The organism is Exiguobacterium sp. s83, assembly GCF_018617095.1.
Lineage (GTDB): Bacteria > Bacillota > Bacilli > Exiguobacteriales > Exiguobacteriaceae > Exiguobacterium > Exiguobacterium profundum.
Map to the genome: position 1 here is coordinate 20,321 of NZ_JACSJP010000003.1, position 14,530 is coordinate 34,850.

Genomic DNA, 14,530 nt, shown 5'->3' on the forward strand with positions numbered 1-14,530 from the left:
TCGTAATCAAAAATATGTAATATATATATTGCGTTAATGGAATATATATATTACATTTTAGGTATTGCGCAACTAAATTAGGAGACAGACATGGGAAATAGAGTAAAAGAACATCGAGTAGAAAAGAATCTTACTCAAACCGATTTGGCAGAGGCGATCGGTGTGACTAGACAGACAATCGGTTTGATCGAATCGAATAAATATAATCCCTCTTTGAAACTCTGTATTGCCATTGCGAGGGTTCTGGGCGTCACGTTAAATGATTTATTCTGGGAGGAGTAAAAGATGAAAGAATCATGGGTCACAATGTTTTTACCAAATGACGAATATAAAGAAAGGCGGATGTTGTACTTTATAGCCGAGGCTTTCGTTTTGTTCATTGGATTTTTGGGAGTAGTCGTTCTATTGAATAGATTTTCAGGTATATTCAACACTGAGTCTTCATATATTTTATTGAGTGTTATAGCAATTCTAAGTCTCTATGTATGGATTCGCTATATTCTCTCAGGTATGGAGTATACAAACGTTGTTGAGAAATCTGAATATAAAATCGAACTAAGGAAACTGATTGGTTCCACATCGAAGTTTGCTGTTTTGTTTGCTGGAGTGGCAATAGCATTAAAGGTGACAGGTGTAGTGATTTACTCTTGGGTGGACTTGTTAGCAATGACACTTCTTTCAAATGGGTTACTTCTGGTCGCACAATTCATTTCACTTCAACGGTCATTTAGAAAAAATCGTGAGCTTTCATGACCGAGTTGATATATTCGTTTTACTTCAAATAGGACATCTATGTCTTTAAGAGTGCATAACAAAACCAGGTCCCATGCAAACATGGACCTGGTTTTGTTAGATAACTGTGAAGCTCTGATTATGTAATCTCGAACGTATCACGCAGTTCAATGATGGTTCCTTCCGGTGCTTTTAATTTACTTAAATGTCCATCGACGACGAAGTAGATGTTGCCACCGTGCTTCGGTAAAAACGTGACGCCGAGTTGTTCGAGTCGTGCGACTTCCGCTTTGAGGTCATCTACATAGAGGGCGAAATGGACGGGACCGGCCACATGTTTCGAGTAGTCTTGTAACGTTTCATCTGTTTTAGCAGTCTGGAGCTCAATATAAAAATCACCGAGTTTGAGCCAACTGTTGAAGTCACGCGTATGAAAGTTTGGCGACTCCTGGACGAGTTCAAAACCGAGCGCTTCGTAAAATGACTTCGATGCGGCATAATCCGGGGTTTGGATACAGATATGATGGATTTGTTTCATTGGTTGTTTCCTTTCGTTTGCAAATCTTTCACTCGATCACGGTGGAACGGAGAAGTCAATTCTTCTGAGATGAGGCTGATCGTATGTCCATCCGGGTCTCGTACGTCTAGTGTAACGAATGCATGCTTTCGAAGATACGGGAGAAGAAACTTTTTACGGGAGAAAGCGTATGAAAGAGAGAAAAGGACTAAAAAAAGAATGAGGTGAACATATGAAAGTAAATGAAATCACGATTCAACCGGTTGATGCAGTCAATCGAGAGGCGGTCATCGCCCTGACAGTGGACGAGAAACAATCTCGATTCATCGAGACGAATGCCGAATCCCTTCGAGAGATGATTGAGGATACGAAATACAATTGGCAGAGCTTTGCATTTTATGAAGGCGAGCGAGCGGTTGGCTTTATGATGGTCGGAGCGGAGAACCAGTCAGAACGTTACGTGTGGCTCGACCGTTTCATGATTGATCAATACGAACAGGGGAAAGGCGTTGGAACGAAGTGCCTACGCATGGCAGTGGAATTCATCCAGACACAATACGACGTGGATGATATCATCCTCAGTCTCCATCAAGAGAATGAAGCCGCGAAACGATTTTATGCGAAGAACGGCTTTTTCGACAGTGGCTTAATTGATGAATGGAACGGTGAAGCGATTTGGGTCTATCATACAAAAAACCGACCGTCATGAGTCGGTCGGATTCTCGGATGGACTTGTTTTTTGCGTGACATTCATAGCTGCCAAGAAGAAGGGGATAGCGGCAAAGAGAAACAAGGTAACGAACCAGTTTTGGAGAAATGGATCGACAAACGTCGGTTTTTCCAACCAGCTCCCGGTTGAGATTTCGGCGTACCAACGTATGTAGAGTGCGATGCGTTCGAGCGTATATAAGAGTCCGGACAAAAACAACAAAATACCACCCGCTACAAGTTGATTGAAACGAGACATAAAACCCCTCCTCTATAGATGTTGTCTATAGTTTACCATTTTCATCCAAAAAGGGAGCTTTTATTTGAGTACGCTCGGTCGCAACTGTTTGACACGCGACAAGACGAGCCAACCGAGAAGCGCACCCGTCAAACTAGAGGCAAGGAACGCCGGGACAAAGAAAAATGCACCGAACGTCGAACCCATCAACAGTTTTGCGTACGGGACGGCAATCAACGAAGCGATAACCCCAGTCCCGATGATTTCTCCGAGAGCGGCCGCATAGACGCGGTTCGTGCGAACGAAGAACATGCCGGCAAGAAACGCGCCAATCATGCCACCAGGGAATGCGAGCAGTGATCCTGTACCGGTCATGACGCGAATGAGTCCGGTGACGAAAGCGACGAGAACGGCTCCGATTGGACCGACGGTGACTGCGGCAATCACGTTCACCATATGTTGAATCGGATAAGCGCGGGCGACACCTGTAGGAATCGAGATGAACATCGAACCGACGACGGCGATGGCAACGAGCATTGCCATCCAAGTGAGTTGTTGAATACGCATGAATAGTCTCCTTTCAAAATAAAAACGCCACGTTTCCAGACGGAAAAATGGCGTGGACATACAGAGACGTATCCCAAGCCACTTCCCTACGCTGGTATGAGCCAGATCAGGTTCAAAGGGTCCGGCAAATGCCGTCTCAGCCCGAAGGCTCCCCTAGTGGTCGTTTATTGATTTGAGTATAGCATAGCTAAAATCGGAAAAGGGGCGAAATTATCCCTCATTCTTGGCTAACAGGTCCTCATAGTCCTTCTCGTTCCAAAAGAGCGGTGAGATGGATTCGGGGCCTTTTAAAATTTCTCCGTCCTGATCATATACGATGGCATACCCGCTCTCGACATCGAATACGAACAAGTCGGCAGTGACTTCAGTCACGCCGTTCCCGGCGATGATCACATCATCGATTGGCTCCCGTGCCAGTTCGACGCCCGCTTCATCGAGTTCGACGAGGAGAGCTGACGTGTAGGCATGGCGGTCATAGACCGTTTGGAATTCATCCTGCGTGAGGACGACATCGGTAGGTGGGGCACTTGTACCGAATTTCCGATTTTCAATCTCTTCAACGTATTGAAGGAAAGATTCCTCTTGCCAGAATAGCGGAGCGACCGACTCAGAACCATTGATCACCGTTCCGTCTTGACTGTCGAAAATGGTAGCATACGTCCCGTCATCGAGCTTGAATGGATAAATATCCGCATACGTATGCTCGAGGCCGTTGCCTGCGATGATGACCCGTTCGAACGTCTCCCGAAACGGTTTGATTCCTTGTTGTTCAAGGGCAGTAAGGAGCGGTTTCGTTTGTTCGTATTGGTCATAGACGTCTTTAAAGTCCTCACGCGTCCATTCGGTGATGGGTTCATCGGGTGATTCGATTGGGGTTGGATTGTCTGCCACCGTATCTGTACAACCCGCGAGTAAAAGTGCACTTAATCCGAATATCGCCCATCGTCTCATGTTTCCATCCCCTTAACTGACATTTTCCACCATTTTATCATTCATGATGAAAAAGCAGAACCTGTGCACATTCTCACTCGGGGTGAGGACGTGTCGCGTAGGTATCGAGTGTTCTCTTGAAGTGAAGTGTATCTTCTTCAGAAATCGTCACACCTGAAGAGGTGCCGTAGCGAACCGCATGATAAACGGACGGGTTCATCGGTAAATCGATGCGTTGGAACCACTCTTGCAATGTCTCATGAGCACGCAATCGCTTGGCTGGTACGAGAGATTGGTTAAATGTGATCAGCGCATCGCGAATCGGGACGTTCGTGAACGCTGTGAGCGTCGAAACGGACGAAGCGTTCTTGTTTTGTAGCGATTCTACAAGCGGGTCTATGCTTGAATCAACATGATCTCGTGCGCGCGCCAAACGTTGCTTTCGCTTTCGATAGACATAAAAACCGAGCAAACAGAATGCAATCAAAGCGACCGATAAACCGAGATTTCGTCGTGTGGACTCTCCAGAGCCCGTAAATCTCTCAAGAAGTTTTATTTTTCCTTTTCGAGGATCTAATTCATACGGATAATCTGCTTTAGATTCATCTATTAAAAGCTTACTGTCTTCATCTGATTTGAAATTCGTAGGAGGACTATTATTTTCCTCGACCGGTATCGTTTCCGGGTTATAGAGCCATTCGAATATCCCGGTCGCAACCACCATCATTGTAAAGGTGACGAGAAGTGTGGCGGCAATCATGAGAAAAAACTTGTTCGTCCAGCGCAAGAAGTTACCTCCTTTTTGAATGTTCAGACTATTTGTTGTTTATCTTACCATAAAAAGGTAAAGTTTGATTAAGACAAAAAATGGAGGTCGTCATATGGGCATGGAGCAGGTCATCAAACAGTTGAACGAAGTGTATTTAGGAAAAGAGGATGTCGTACGCCTCTGTTGTACGGCGTTACTCGCGGAAGGACATATTCTATTAGAAGATGTGCCAGGCACGGGAAAAACGTTACTTGCCAAAACAATTGCGGCTAGCTTCGACGGGGTGTTTTCCCGGATTCAATTCACGGCCGACTTGTTACCGTCTGATGTGATCGGAGCAGACTATTTCAACATGCAGACGCAGACGTTCGATCATCGCCAAGGACCAATCTTTGCGAACATCGTCTTGATTGATGAAATCAACCGAGCGGTTCCACGAACGCAGTCCGCCTTGCTTGAGGCGATGGAAGAACGACAAGTTTCCATCGGGGGAGAGACATATCCGATGCCGAAACCATTTTTCGTCATCGCGACGCAAAACCCGATTGAATCAGCGGGGACGTTCCCCTTACCGGATGCCCAGCTCGATCGCTTCTTGATTTCGATTCCGGTCGGTTACCCTGATGTTGCGGAAGAGAGAGAACTCCTCTTACAAGTCATGCGCCAAACACGGAAAACCGTAGAGGCGGTTGCGACGTTAAACGAGTTACGCCGTGCTCAGGAGGAAGTGAAGCAAGTATCGATTCAAGATGATGTCCTCGATTATTTACTCGGGCTCGTTCACGCGACCCGGGAACATGCATCCGTTGAGGTCGGTGTCAGTCCACGTGGAGCCATCGCGCTCATGCGAGCGTCTCAAAGTTACGCCTATCTGAATGATCGGTTGTACGTCATTCCGGAAGATGTGAAAGCCGTGGCACCTTATGTATTGTCCCATCGTTTGACGTTGACGCTTGAAGGAGGCATCAAATCGACGAAACAGGACATTATCCGTTACATCTTAGATACCGTCTCTGTGCCGGTAGAGGGCTGAAGATGACGTTCTCGACACATAACGCCCTCCAGAAAGAGTGGATTCCGGTTTATGGATTCGCTGGAGTGATTCTCGTATTCGTCCCGTACATGGAGATTGTCGGATATGCGCTTTGTTTACTTACGGGCATCGTTTGGTTCTTTGAACGGACACGGAAACAGTTGGAACAAGCTCTTCGGCTTCACGTACATAGCCACGAATCCCTTCTCTTTGTCGGGGATGAGACGGAGGTACAACTGATTTTAGATGGAAGTGAAGTCATCGAACGACTCGGGCTTCCCGTTCGCGTTCGCTTGAAAACCAATACAGCGCTCAGCTTTCCAGACCACGACCGGTCCCCGAACAGTCTGGATTTGACGTTACGGACAGATCAGGCTCGTCACGTGCTTCGTGTGCAGGCTGAATTCCGGGGACCAGCTTATATCGAAGAGTGCGTACTTGCTGTGACGCTCCCGTTTCATCTCGGGACGTATCTTCTTGAGTACCCGATCGAGAAACGATGGACGGTGTTGCCGTCCCTCACGTTACATCCTCCGGTCGGTACGAAACGATTGGCACTCGGTGACCGTCCTTTGACCGCATCACCTTTACGGAATCCACTTCAGGTTCTAGGTTCGAAGCCTTACGAAGGGGAACCGGTCAAAGAGATCGACTGGGTCGCGACGGCGAAACTTGGACGAGTCCAATCGAAAGTCTTTCAAAAGACGTCGCTCGACACGTTCACGTTCGCAGTCGACTTGAGTGGGCCGTCCGGCTACACATTACATCACGACTTCGAGTCGATCATCAGCCAGGTCGCATATGTGACGACTCGTCTCTTAAAAGAGGAGTGTAAAGTCGAACTGTTCATCAATCGCTTCAATGGTGAAGGAAAGATGGAGCATATCTCTCTTCAAGAGGGAGAACGAGGTTCACGCCTCATCCTCTTGATGTTGGCCGACCTCCATCCCAGGAACCGTTTCATCTCGACAGACGCATTCGTCCGTATGGTCGAGCGGAAACGCTTGAAGCAAAGTCATCTCGTTTGGTTCAATCAGCATAATTTGTACGACTAACAAGGAACTTTCCTTCTTCTGGCGAACTGTATCATATAGAGATGACCAAAGGGGAGATCTATATGGCAAAACGAAAGTATGCGAATCGACGAGACTGGGAACGGATTTTAAAGAACCGCTACGCGCAAATTCGTGTTCAGACGGAACAATTTTCAGGCGTCGTCGCCTTATTCCAAATCGATGAGGTTCGCGCACCATTATATAAAAAGCACAAAGGGGAAGAATTCATCGTGGCGGATGCCGGGTTTGCTTGGCTCCAATATTTCCCGGAAAATGAACCGTTCGGTGTGACGGTCATGTTCAACCCTGACGGTGAAATCGTGCAATGGTATATCGACCTCGTCGACCGAATCGGCGAAGAAAATGGCATTCCGTACATGGATGACTTGTTGCTCGATATTCTTGTATTTCCAAATGGCGATATCGTCAAAAAGGATGAGGATGAGTTCAAGGCGGCGGCTGAAAGCGGCGAATTGACGCCTGAACAGGTCGAACGTGGATGGCGTGAGTTCGAAGCGACGCTCGAACGGATCGAACGTGGAGACTTCATCTACTTTGATTTGGCAAAAGGACATTACGAACAGTTAAAACAAAAGCTATGAGCGAATTCACTCTCTCTGCTACAGTAAGAGCGTAGGAGGGGGAGTTTTTATGAAAAAAATTGAAATCGAGACGTGGGCACGACGTAAGCACTTCGAGTTTTTCAAAGCGTTTGATGCGCCACATTTCAACGTGACGGCAAACGTAGATGTCACGAACCTATATACATATGCCAAGGAGAGCAACCAATCGTTCTTCAAACTCTTTTTATACGGTGCGGTGAGATCGGCGAACGCGATTCCGGAATTGCGCTATCGGATCCGTGGTGAAGAGGTCGTCGAACACGAGGTGGTCCACCCCTCGTTCACGGTCATGTTAGACGAGGATGTCTTCAACTTTTGTGCGGCCACGTTCAATGAGGATTTACCGACATTCTTACAGGAAGTGACGACGCGGATGGAGCAAGCTGGCGATGAAGTCGTGGTCGGGGATGACGAGCCCGACGACTTACTGTATATCACGAGTGTCCCGTGGATCACGTTCACGAGTATCATGCACCCGACGCATCAGCAACAACATGACAGCGTGCCACGCATCGCCTGGGGCAAGTTCGAACGTCAAGGCGAGCGTCTGGTTATGCCGTTATCCGTCCAAGCCCATCATGCACTCGTCGATGGAGTACATATCGGAAAGTATTACGAAACATTGCAAGCTTGGTTAGACGAAGATTTTGCGAAGAAGGTGACCGACGTGCCAGAAGACCATGACTTTGATCGAGCCGTCCGTCTCCGTGAGGAGGGACAACTCGAGCAGGCGAAGCAACTGTTCCTGTCGCTCTTGCGGAAAGATGAAAAGAATCCGAGGCTACATGCGTACTGTGCGTGGTGCTATGACTCGCTCGGTGAAGAACGTCAAGCGGTCCCGCATTATGAACGGGCCATCCGACTCGGGTTGACGGGGGAAGAGTTGGCGGAATCATATCTCGGACTCGGCAGTACGTATCGGGCACTCGGACGATACACGGAAGCGGAACAGTTATTTGAAGAGGCAATCGAGCAATTCCCGAATCACGGGGCGCTCAAGGTATTTCAAGCGATGACCCATTACAACGTCGGTCGCCATGAAGAAGCGACGGGAACGTTACTTGAACTGCTTGCAAGTCCGAAACCGGACGAGAGCATCGCGCGGTACCGGCGTGCTATCGCATTTTATGCAAGAAACTTAAATGAGACATATGACTAAAGGAGAATGACATGATTTCATTACGCCCGATCGATGCACAAAATTGGTATACATGCTGTCAAATTGGAATTAAGTGAGCAACAACAGTCGTATGGCGAGGGCAATGAGACGGGAACTACCCGTCTCATTTTTTTGAATCAAATCGATTGACGGAAGAATTGTCGCATGATATATTTATCTCGAATTAAAGATATTTGAATTTAAGTTAATGGCTCTCTTGGACAAAGGAGGGAGACAGATGGAACCATCTGATGCACTAAAAACAATTACTGTGCTGTTACGTGCCTCTCAGTCGTTACAAGACCTGGTGAAGCAGGAAGTGGCGTCTTACGGGTTAAACGCGACCGAGTTCGCCGTACTCGAGTTTTTATATCATAAAGGGGATCAACCGATTCAAGTCGTCGGGAAGAAAATTCTCCTCTCGAGCGGAAGCATGACGTACGTCGTGGACCGGTTAGAAGAAAAAGGATATCTCATTCGTAAGGCTTGTCCGAGCGATCGTCGCATCACATACGCTGCGCTGACAGATGCCGGAGAGCGCTTGATGCAAGATATTTTCCCTAAGCATAGGGAGCATATGAACGCTGTGTTTGAAGGGATGCAATTAAACGAAACGATTGAACAGTTGAAACAAATAGGAAAGCGGGCAGAAGCCGCAAAAAATTTTAATCATGTATCTTGAAACCAAGATATAAAAGGAGAGAGAATGATGAATCATGTTAAAGGAATTCACCACGTCACAGCAATCACGAGTAGTGCCGAAAAAAACTACGATTTCTTCACTCACGTGTTAGGCATGCGTTTGGTGAAAAAAACGGTCAACCAGGACGACATTCAAACGTATCACTTATTCTTTGCGGACGATAAAGGAAACGCAGGGACAGATATGACCTTCTTCGACTTCCCAGGTATCCCGAAAGGTAAGCACGGAACGAATGAAATCGCGAAAACGTCGTTCCGCGTACCGACAGATGAAGCGTTGACGTATTGGGTCCGTCGCTTCGACCGTCTCGGCGTCGAGCACGAAGGGATTCAAGAACAGTTCGAGAAGAAGACGCTCTCGTTCATCGACTTTGATGAGCAGGCGTATCAACTCATCTCGGATGAGTTCAACGAAGGCATCGCGTCGGGCGAGCCGTGGAAGAACGGTCCAATCCCGCTTGAATACGCGATTACGGGACTCGGTCCAATCTTTATTCGCATCGCAGATATCACATATTTCAAACAAGTGATGGAGCAAGTGATGCTGTTTAAAGAAATCGGGCGAGAAGGTGATGTGTATCTCTTTGAAGGAGGTGAAGGTGGAAACGGAGCGCAAGTGATCGTCATTCACGACGAGACATCTCCACAAGCGCGTCAAGGGTTCGGTACCGTGCACCATGTCGCATTCCGTGTCGAAGACCGTAGCGTCCTCGATGAATGGACAGCACGTCTCCAACAGTTCGGTTTGCCGACTTCTGGCTACGTCGATCGCTTCTTCTTTGAATCATCCTATGCACGTGTCGCGCCGCAAATTTTGTTCGAATGGGCGACAGATGGACCTGGATTCATGGGAGACGAGCCGTACGAGACGGTCGGTGAGAAGTTGTCACTCCCGCCGTTCCTCGAAGCGAAACGTTCGCAAATCGAGGCGATGGTACGACCAATCGATACGGTCAGAAGCACGAAAACATTTGAGAAAGAATATGAGGGCATGAAATGAGTTTCTTAAATCGCTTGTTTGGAAAATCAGATGCATCACAACATAACCAAGGAGGAACTACTATGTTAAACATCGGAATCGTACTCGGATCAACTCGTGAAGGTCGCGTCAGTCCACAAGTCGGGGAATGGGTGAAAGAACTCGCCGACAAACGTGGCGATGCCAACTATGAAGTCATCGACATCGCAGACTACAACTTGCCACTTCTCGGCGAAGCGGGTCAGGACGCATCTGGCGTTGCAGCCTGGTCGGAGAAAATTGCGCAAATGGACGGATTCATCTTCATCGTCCAAGAATATAACCATTCCATCTCAGCATCTCTTAAAAACGCACTCGACTACTTACGCGTCGAATGGAACAACAAAGCAGCCGGAATCGTCTCTTACGGTTCTGTTGGTGGAGCACGGGCAACAGAACATTTACGGGGCATTTTGAGTGAATTGTCAATCGCTCACGTACGTGTCCATCCTGCACTCTCACTCTTCACGGACTTCGAGAACGGTACGCATTTCGCTCCGAAAGAAGTTCAAGCACAATCGGTAAACGATATGCTCGACCAACTCCTTCCATGGACGGAAGCGATGCAATCGGTCCGTATGAAAGCCGGAGAAGTTGCAAACAATTAACAAATCGCGAAGCCAGCCTGAATTTAGGCTGGTTTTTGTGCGTTTTCAGAACAGGTCGTGTAAAGTTGGAAGGGATTAGGGGGAGTGCAGATGTGGAATCGTAAAATCGTCACAGCATCCATCGCTTCGCCCGTCTATGCGATTCTGTTAGCGTGTGGGGTCACTATGATGGGTCTACGAGAAAATGGAGGGATGAGTGGCGTACTGAATGGCTTCCTTTTGATGACGGTTGCCTATGTAGCGGTCAGTTTTCCGATCATGTTGACCTACGGTGTCGTGACCTCATGGTGCAGTGACTGGTTGGCGAATCGACTCAGTTCGAAACGATTCAGGTGGTTCACTTCGTTTGTTTTACATATACTATTCGGACTCGTCTTGTCATGGCTCAGTCTTCTCGCAGCGACCTTGTTTTACTTGGTGGATCGTCTACTACAGCATCGGGGAGACATAACAAAACTACAAACAGTGAAAAGTCTGCTCATCCCAATCGGATATTTGCTTATTGTAACGGGAAGTGTGTATATCATCGATGTCATCCAAGATCTTTTCGTTCGATTCAACTTCTTTTAGGGAAACGAACAAGGATACATTAACATAAGGAGGGGTAAAAATGAGATGGATGATTTATGGGGCGAATGGCTATACGGGTGAGCTGATTGCACGACAAGCCGCTCGTGACGGAATGCGTCCGGTTCTTGCCGGACGAAACGCAAGAGCGATTCATCGCCTAGGAGATGAACTGGGTTGCGAAACATCGATTTTCGCATTGAGTCGTGAAGCCGCAATCGAGGCGCTTCACGATGTAGATTTAGTCCTTCATTGTGCAGGTCCTTTCACGGATACGAGCCAAGTGATGATCGAGGCATGTCTAGAGACAGGTACGCATTACTTAGATATTACCGGGGAAATCGAAGTGTTCGAATATGTCCATTCTAAACAGCAAGCGGCTCAAGCCAAAGAACGTGGTGTGATTTTATGCTCGGGTGTCGGATTTGATGTCATTCCGACCGACTGTGTCGCGCGGAAATTAAAAGAGTTGATACCGGATGCGACAACACTCGCTCTTGGCTTTTCGGCGGCAGCCGGCATCTCACCAGGAACCATGAAGACGGCCGTTCGTGGACTAGGGTCGAGTAGTGTGGAACGTGTGAACGGCAAATTATCATCATTTCCAATTGGGGCAAAGCGGAGAACGATTGATTTTGGTCGCGGAAGCCGTACCGCCATTGCGATTCCGTGGGGAGACGTTTCGACCGCCTACTACACGACGGACATTCCAAATATTACGACTTGGGTTCCTGTACCGACAGCGGCCGCCTATGCTGCTCGCGCTTTGTCATGGTTCAGCCCGATTCTCGGAAAAGAGGCCGTGCAGGAACGCTTGCTCCGTTATGTCGACGAAAACGTATCGGGACCAGACGAGGCTGTACGTGAAAAATCATCGACGTACGTATGGGGCGAAGCAACGAATGAGGAAGGACGAAAAGTAGTCGTCCGTATTCAAACGGCAAGTACGTATGCCTTCACTGTTTACGGGGCGCTCGCCGTCGTCAAGCGGTTGCTCGGTTCGGGTGGGATGCTTGCCGGAAGCTTTACACCAGCCATGCTATTCGGATCTCACTTTATCGAAGAGATTCAAGGTTCCTCTTCGTTCGTGATTGATGAGATTCGTCCATGAATCGAGAAGTATGGGATTTACTCGACGAAAACCGGCAACCGCTCGGTCGAACGCACTTTCGTGGGGATGAATTAGAGCCGCATACGTTTCACACGGTCATCGAAGTGTTCACGTTCGATCCAGATGGGAGATTATTGCTGTCGAAGCGTCATCCGGATAAGACGTATCCGCTTCTGTGGGAAGGGACGGGCGGCTCGATTTTGGCTGGGGAAACGAGTCGACAAGGTGCGGTCCGTGAGCTAAGAGAAGAGTTAGGACTATATGTATTGCCTGAGCAACTCCGGTTCGTGACAACGATTGAGCGGGGCACATATTTCTTGGATATGTATTGTCTCGTGTGCGAGAAACCGATTGACCTCGAACAACTATTACTGCAAGTAGATGAAGTCGTCGATGTGACATTACAAGAGTGGGAGACGGTCCTTGAGTGTGTAGAACTCGTCCCTTCAGTCCGGGAACGGCTGATTCAATACGGTCATCTCATTCGACCGTGAACATGTGCTACACTCAACATAGAATATATAAGGGAGGGAACAGCGTGAATCGTTTAGAATTGGCAAGGCGTATCGAACGCATCAAAGCAGAGGGGACGTCTGCTTACATTCGATATCGTAAACAAACCCCTCCCTATGAAGGTGCGGAACTACACGTAGAAGGAAAAGGGCACGTGTTCAAAATGGGAAATATGAGTTTTGCGGTCGGATTCGGATTGAATCGGCCGACAAGCTTTTACGACCTGCATCAAATGGAAAAATGGGTGCGTGGGAAGAACGTATCACGTTTACATATTGAAGTTTGCCCATTAGCGGAAGATTCCTTGCTCCGCTTATTGCAAGAACGTAACTACACGCTCGATCATTTTTTGGACGTATGGACGTTGGATTTGACACAGCATGCCTCCACATCTGTACCGACCCAGGTCGAAAAAGTGAAGGATGAGACACTCCATGAGTGGGCATACGCCATTGCGGCTGGATTCGCCGAGTCGGGCACAATCCTTCAAGAGACGGTCGATACAGCCAAAGGCTTTTACGCACTACCGAGTAATCATGCTTATCTCGTGCGAGAAGAGGATGCTGTCGTAGCGGGTGGGATTTTAGCCACGCAAGACGGGATTGGAGAATTGTTTCTGACGAGCACCGTTCCGACGTATCGGCAAAAAGGGTACCAGACACAACTTATTTTGGAACGAATTGCCGAAGCGAAAGCACTTGGATGCAATCTGTTGACGGTCACGACGAAGGTCGATTCGGCATCCGGTCGCAACATGGAGCGGCTTGGGTTTCAGCCGTTCTATCAAAAAGCGGTCATGAAAAGTCCAATCCTTAAATAAGCAGGTCGCCTCGGGTGAGGTGACCTGCTTTTCGATTACAAGAGCGATTCAGCCCCATCGACGTATACTTCAGAGCCCGTGACGTGGCTCGACATGTTGCTCGCGAAAAATAAGACGACATCGGCGACTTGTTTCGCGGAGCCCGATTTTCCGGCAAGCGGTTGATTCCCAAGTGGATATTCGATTGGAATGACAATTTCTTCGAGCAACGCATCGTCTCGATTGGTCGAATCGTCAATATTCGTATCGATGGCCCCGGGACAGATAGAATTGACACGAATCCCGAATTGAGCGAGTTCCGCAGCAGCCATTTTCGCAAAGCCGGTTTGACCTGCTTTTGTCGTCGCGTAGCCACTGAATCCGAAATTTTTAAAATAGCGGTTCCCGTTGATCGATGAAGTGATAATGATACTCCCGCCATTCTCTTTCAAATGAGGAATAGCATGTTTGACGGTCAAAAAGGTTCCAGTGAGGTTCGTCTCCACCACGCCATTCCAATCATCCAATGATAAATGTTCAATCGGTGTGATGGTCCCGTTTCGACCGGCGTTCGCGAAGACGATATCGAGTTGACCAAATCGTTCCATTGTCCGTTCGTAGGCCTCTTTCATTGCGGATTCATCCGACACATCTGCACTGATGCCGATAGCGCGTTCTTCCCCGACAAGGCTTGCGAGACGCATCGCATCTTCTTCATTCAAATCGACAATGGCGACTTTTGCTCCGGCTTGAACGAAGCGGATGACCGCGGCACGTCCGATTCCGGAGGCTGCCCCGGTCACAAACGCTACTTTTCCAGATAGTAATTTATTTGAAATCAATCCGATCACTCCTTTTTATGATTCTGTTCTCATATTCCA

20 protein-coding genes and 1 riboswitch are annotated in these 14,530 nt (G+C 48.1%); of the genes, 14 read left to right on the forward strand and 6 right to left on the reverse strand.

Annotated elements, in window-relative coordinates; genetic code table 11:
• The first annotated feature begins 90 nt into the window (after positions 1-90).
• Positions 91-282 carry a helix-turn-helix transcriptional regulator gene (locus KNO73_RS11180; protein WP_031421892.1) on the forward strand — a complete coding sequence of 64 codons (192 nt, stop codon included), beginning with the start codon at positions 91-93 and terminating at the stop codon, positions 280-282.
• 3 nt (positions 283-285) lie between these two features.
• A complete protein-coding gene (locus KNO73_RS11185; protein ID WP_078147848.1) occupies positions 286-753 on the forward strand; it encodes a hypothetical protein in 468 nt (155 codons plus the stop codon).
• A gap of 118 nt (positions 754-871) precedes the next feature.
• On the opposite strand, the gene KNO73_RS11190 is transcribed toward KNO73_RS11185, so the two are convergent.
• Positions 872-1,270 (reverse strand): VOC family protein, encoded by a 399-nt coding sequence (locus KNO73_RS11190; RefSeq protein WP_074035381.1) that lies wholly within the window; start codon positions 1,268-1,270, stop codon positions 872-874.
• 211 nt (positions 1,271-1,481) lie between these two features.
• Here KNO73_RS11190 and KNO73_RS11195 point away from each other — a divergent pair, with 211 nt between their 5' ends.
• Positions 1,482-1,958, forward strand: a complete 477-nt coding sequence (locus tag KNO73_RS11195; RefSeq protein WP_078147847.1) for a GNAT family N-acetyltransferase — start codon at positions 1,482-1,484, stop codon at positions 1,956-1,958.
• On the opposite strand, the gene KNO73_RS11200 is transcribed toward KNO73_RS11195, so the two are convergent.
• From KNO73_RS11200 to KNO73_RS11215, 4 genes are all read right to left on the reverse strand, one after another.
• Complete coding sequence (locus KNO73_RS11200; RefSeq protein ID WP_047794733.1) at positions 1,953-2,216, reverse strand: hypothetical protein; 264 nt, start codon at positions 2,214-2,216, stop codon at positions 1,953-1,955. The two genes, KNO73_RS11195 and KNO73_RS11200, sit on opposite strands and share 6 nt — an antisense overlap.
• Positions 2,217-2,276: 60 nt before the next feature.
• Positions 2,277-2,762: an energy coupling factor transporter S component ThiW gene (thiW, locus tag KNO73_RS11205; protein ID WP_078147846.1), complete on the reverse strand. Its 486-nt coding sequence runs from the start codon at positions 2,760-2,762 to the stop codon at positions 2,277-2,279.
• 66 nt (positions 2,763-2,828) lie between these two features.
• Positions 2,829-2,927, reverse strand: a riboswitch (TPP riboswitch).
• 45 nt (positions 2,928-2,972) lie between these two features.
• Positions 2,973-3,713 carry a hypothetical protein gene (locus KNO73_RS11210; protein WP_078147845.1) on the reverse strand — a complete coding sequence of 247 codons (741 nt, stop codon included), beginning with the start codon at positions 3,711-3,713 and terminating at the stop codon, positions 2,973-2,975.
• 73 nt (positions 3,714-3,786) lie between these two features.
• Entirely contained in the window at positions 3,787-4,479 is a 693-nt protein-coding gene (locus tag KNO73_RS11215; RefSeq protein WP_215112494.1) for a hypothetical protein, read from the reverse strand.
• Positions 4,480-4,573: 94 nt separating this feature from the next.
• Here KNO73_RS11215 and KNO73_RS11220 point away from each other — a divergent pair, with 94 nt between their 5' ends.
• From KNO73_RS11220 to KNO73_RS11270, 11 genes are all read left to right on the forward strand, one after another.
• A complete protein-coding gene (locus KNO73_RS11220; RefSeq protein WP_078147843.1) occupies positions 4,574-5,494 on the forward strand; it encodes an AAA family ATPase in 921 nt (306 codons plus the stop codon).
• Positions 5,495-5,496: 2 nt separating this feature from the next.
• Complete coding sequence (locus KNO73_RS11225; protein WP_215112495.1) at positions 5,497-6,549, forward strand: DUF58 domain-containing protein; 1,053 nt, start codon at positions 5,497-5,499, stop codon at positions 6,547-6,549.
• 62 nt (positions 6,550-6,611) lie between these two features.
• The gene (locus tag KNO73_RS11230; protein ID WP_078147841.1) at positions 6,612-7,151 is read left to right on the forward strand and encodes a ribonuclease FAU-1 family protein; all 540 of its coding nucleotides are present in this window, start codon (positions 6,612-6,614) and stop codon (positions 7,149-7,151) included.
• Positions 7,152-7,200: 49 nt separating this feature from the next.
• Positions 7,201-8,331, forward strand: a complete 1,131-nt coding sequence (locus KNO73_RS11235; protein ID WP_214872915.1) for a tetratricopeptide repeat protein — start codon at positions 7,201-7,203, stop codon at positions 8,329-8,331.
• 238 nt (positions 8,332-8,569) lie between these two features.
• A complete protein-coding gene (locus KNO73_RS11240) occupies positions 8,570-9,013 on the forward strand; it encodes a MarR family winged helix-turn-helix transcriptional regulator (RefSeq protein WP_214872916.1) in 444 nt (147 codons plus the stop codon).
• Positions 9,014-9,040: 27 nt separating this feature from the next.
• Positions 9,041-10,033 (forward strand): ring-cleaving dioxygenase, encoded by a 993-nt coding sequence (locus KNO73_RS11245; protein WP_214872917.1) that lies wholly within the window; start codon positions 9,041-9,043, stop codon positions 10,031-10,033.
• Positions 10,030-10,659 carry an NADPH-dependent FMN reductase gene (locus KNO73_RS11250; protein WP_371816072.1) on the forward strand — a complete coding sequence of 210 codons (630 nt, stop codon included), beginning with the start codon at positions 10,030-10,032 and terminating at the stop codon, positions 10,657-10,659. Before KNO73_RS11245 ends, KNO73_RS11250 begins: the two co-directional genes overlap by 4 nt.
• Positions 10,660-10,749: 90 nt before the next feature.
• Positions 10,750-11,229: a hypothetical protein gene (locus KNO73_RS11255; protein WP_074035407.1), complete on the forward strand. Its 480-nt coding sequence runs from the start codon at positions 10,750-10,752 to the stop codon at positions 11,227-11,229.
• Between the two features lie 40 nt (positions 11,230-11,269).
• A complete protein-coding gene (locus tag KNO73_RS11260) occupies positions 11,270-12,337 on the forward strand; it encodes a saccharopine dehydrogenase family protein (protein WP_214687679.1) in 1,068 nt (355 codons plus the stop codon).
• Entirely contained in the window at positions 12,334-12,831 is a 498-nt protein-coding gene (locus KNO73_RS11265) for an NUDIX hydrolase (protein ID WP_214685224.1), read from the forward strand. Before KNO73_RS11260 ends, KNO73_RS11265 begins: the two co-directional genes overlap by 4 nt.
• Positions 12,832-12,875: 44 nt before the next feature.
• Positions 12,876-13,670 (forward strand): GNAT family N-acetyltransferase, encoded by a 795-nt coding sequence (locus KNO73_RS11270; RefSeq protein WP_078147835.1) that lies wholly within the window; start codon positions 12,876-12,878, stop codon positions 13,668-13,670.
• Positions 13,671-13,705: 35 nt separating this feature from the next.
• Here KNO73_RS11270 and KNO73_RS11275 read toward each other — a convergent pair whose 3' ends face one another.
• Positions 13,706-14,491, reverse strand: a complete 786-nt coding sequence (locus tag KNO73_RS11275; protein ID WP_078147834.1) for an SDR family oxidoreductase — start codon at positions 14,489-14,491, stop codon at positions 13,706-13,708.
• Positions 14,492-14,530 lie beyond the last annotated feature (39 nt).

What these genes read in the sequence shown, in the direction of transcription:
- KNO73_RS11180 (WP_031421892.1), top strand. Translation starts at nt 91, where the DNA reads ATGGGAAATAGAGTAAAAGAACATCGAGTAGAAAAGAATCTTACTCAA.
- KNO73_RS11185 (WP_078147848.1), top strand. Translation starts at nt 286, where the DNA reads ATGAAAGAATCATGGGTCACAATGTTTTTACCAAATGACGAATATAAA.
- KNO73_RS11190 (WP_074035381.1), bottom strand. Translation starts at nt 1,270, where the DNA reads ATGAAACAAATCCATCATATCTGTATCCAAACCCCGGATTATGCCGCA.
- KNO73_RS11195 (WP_078147847.1), top strand. Translation starts at nt 1,482, where the DNA reads ATGAAAGTAAATGAAATCACGATTCAACCGGTTGATGCAGTCAATCGA.
- KNO73_RS11200 (WP_047794733.1), bottom strand. Translation starts at nt 2,216, where the DNA reads ATGTCTCGTTTCAATCAACTTGTAGCGGGTGGTATTTTGTTGTTTTTG.
- thiW (WP_078147846.1), bottom strand. Translation starts at nt 2,762, where the DNA reads ATGCGTATTCAACAACTCACTTGGATGGCAATGCTCGTTGCCATCGCC.
- KNO73_RS11210 (WP_078147845.1), bottom strand. Translation starts at nt 3,713, where the DNA reads ATGAGACGATGGGCGATATTCGGATTAAGTGCACTTTTACTCGCGGGT.
- KNO73_RS11220 (WP_078147843.1), top strand. Translation starts at nt 4,574, where the DNA reads ATGGGCATGGAGCAGGTCATCAAACAGTTGAACGAAGTGTATTTAGGA.
- KNO73_RS11225 (WP_215112495.1), top strand. Translation starts at nt 5,497, where the DNA reads ATGACGTTCTCGACACATAACGCCCTCCAGAAAGAGTGGATTCCGGTT.
- KNO73_RS11230 (WP_078147841.1), top strand. Translation starts at nt 6,612, where the DNA reads ATGGCAAAACGAAAGTATGCGAATCGACGAGACTGGGAACGGATTTTA.
- KNO73_RS11235 (WP_214872915.1), top strand. Translation starts at nt 7,201, where the DNA reads ATGAAAAAAATTGAAATCGAGACGTGGGCACGACGTAAGCACTTCGAG.
- KNO73_RS11240 (WP_214872916.1), top strand. Translation starts at nt 8,570, where the DNA reads ATGGAACCATCTGATGCACTAAAAACAATTACTGTGCTGTTACGTGCC.
- KNO73_RS11245 (WP_214872917.1), top strand. Translation starts at nt 9,041, where the DNA reads ATGAATCATGTTAAAGGAATTCACCACGTCACAGCAATCACGAGTAGT.
- KNO73_RS11250 (WP_371816072.1), top strand. Translation starts at nt 10,030, where the DNA reads ATGAGTTTCTTAAATCGCTTGTTTGGAAAATCAGATGCATCACAACAT.
- KNO73_RS11255 (WP_074035407.1), top strand. Translation starts at nt 10,750, where the DNA reads ATGTGGAATCGTAAAATCGTCACAGCATCCATCGCTTCGCCCGTCTAT.
- KNO73_RS11260 (WP_214687679.1), top strand. Translation starts at nt 11,270, where the DNA reads ATGAGATGGATGATTTATGGGGCGAATGGCTATACGGGTGAGCTGATT.
- KNO73_RS11265 (WP_214685224.1), top strand. Translation starts at nt 12,334, where the DNA reads ATGAATCGAGAAGTATGGGATTTACTCGACGAAAACCGGCAACCGCTC.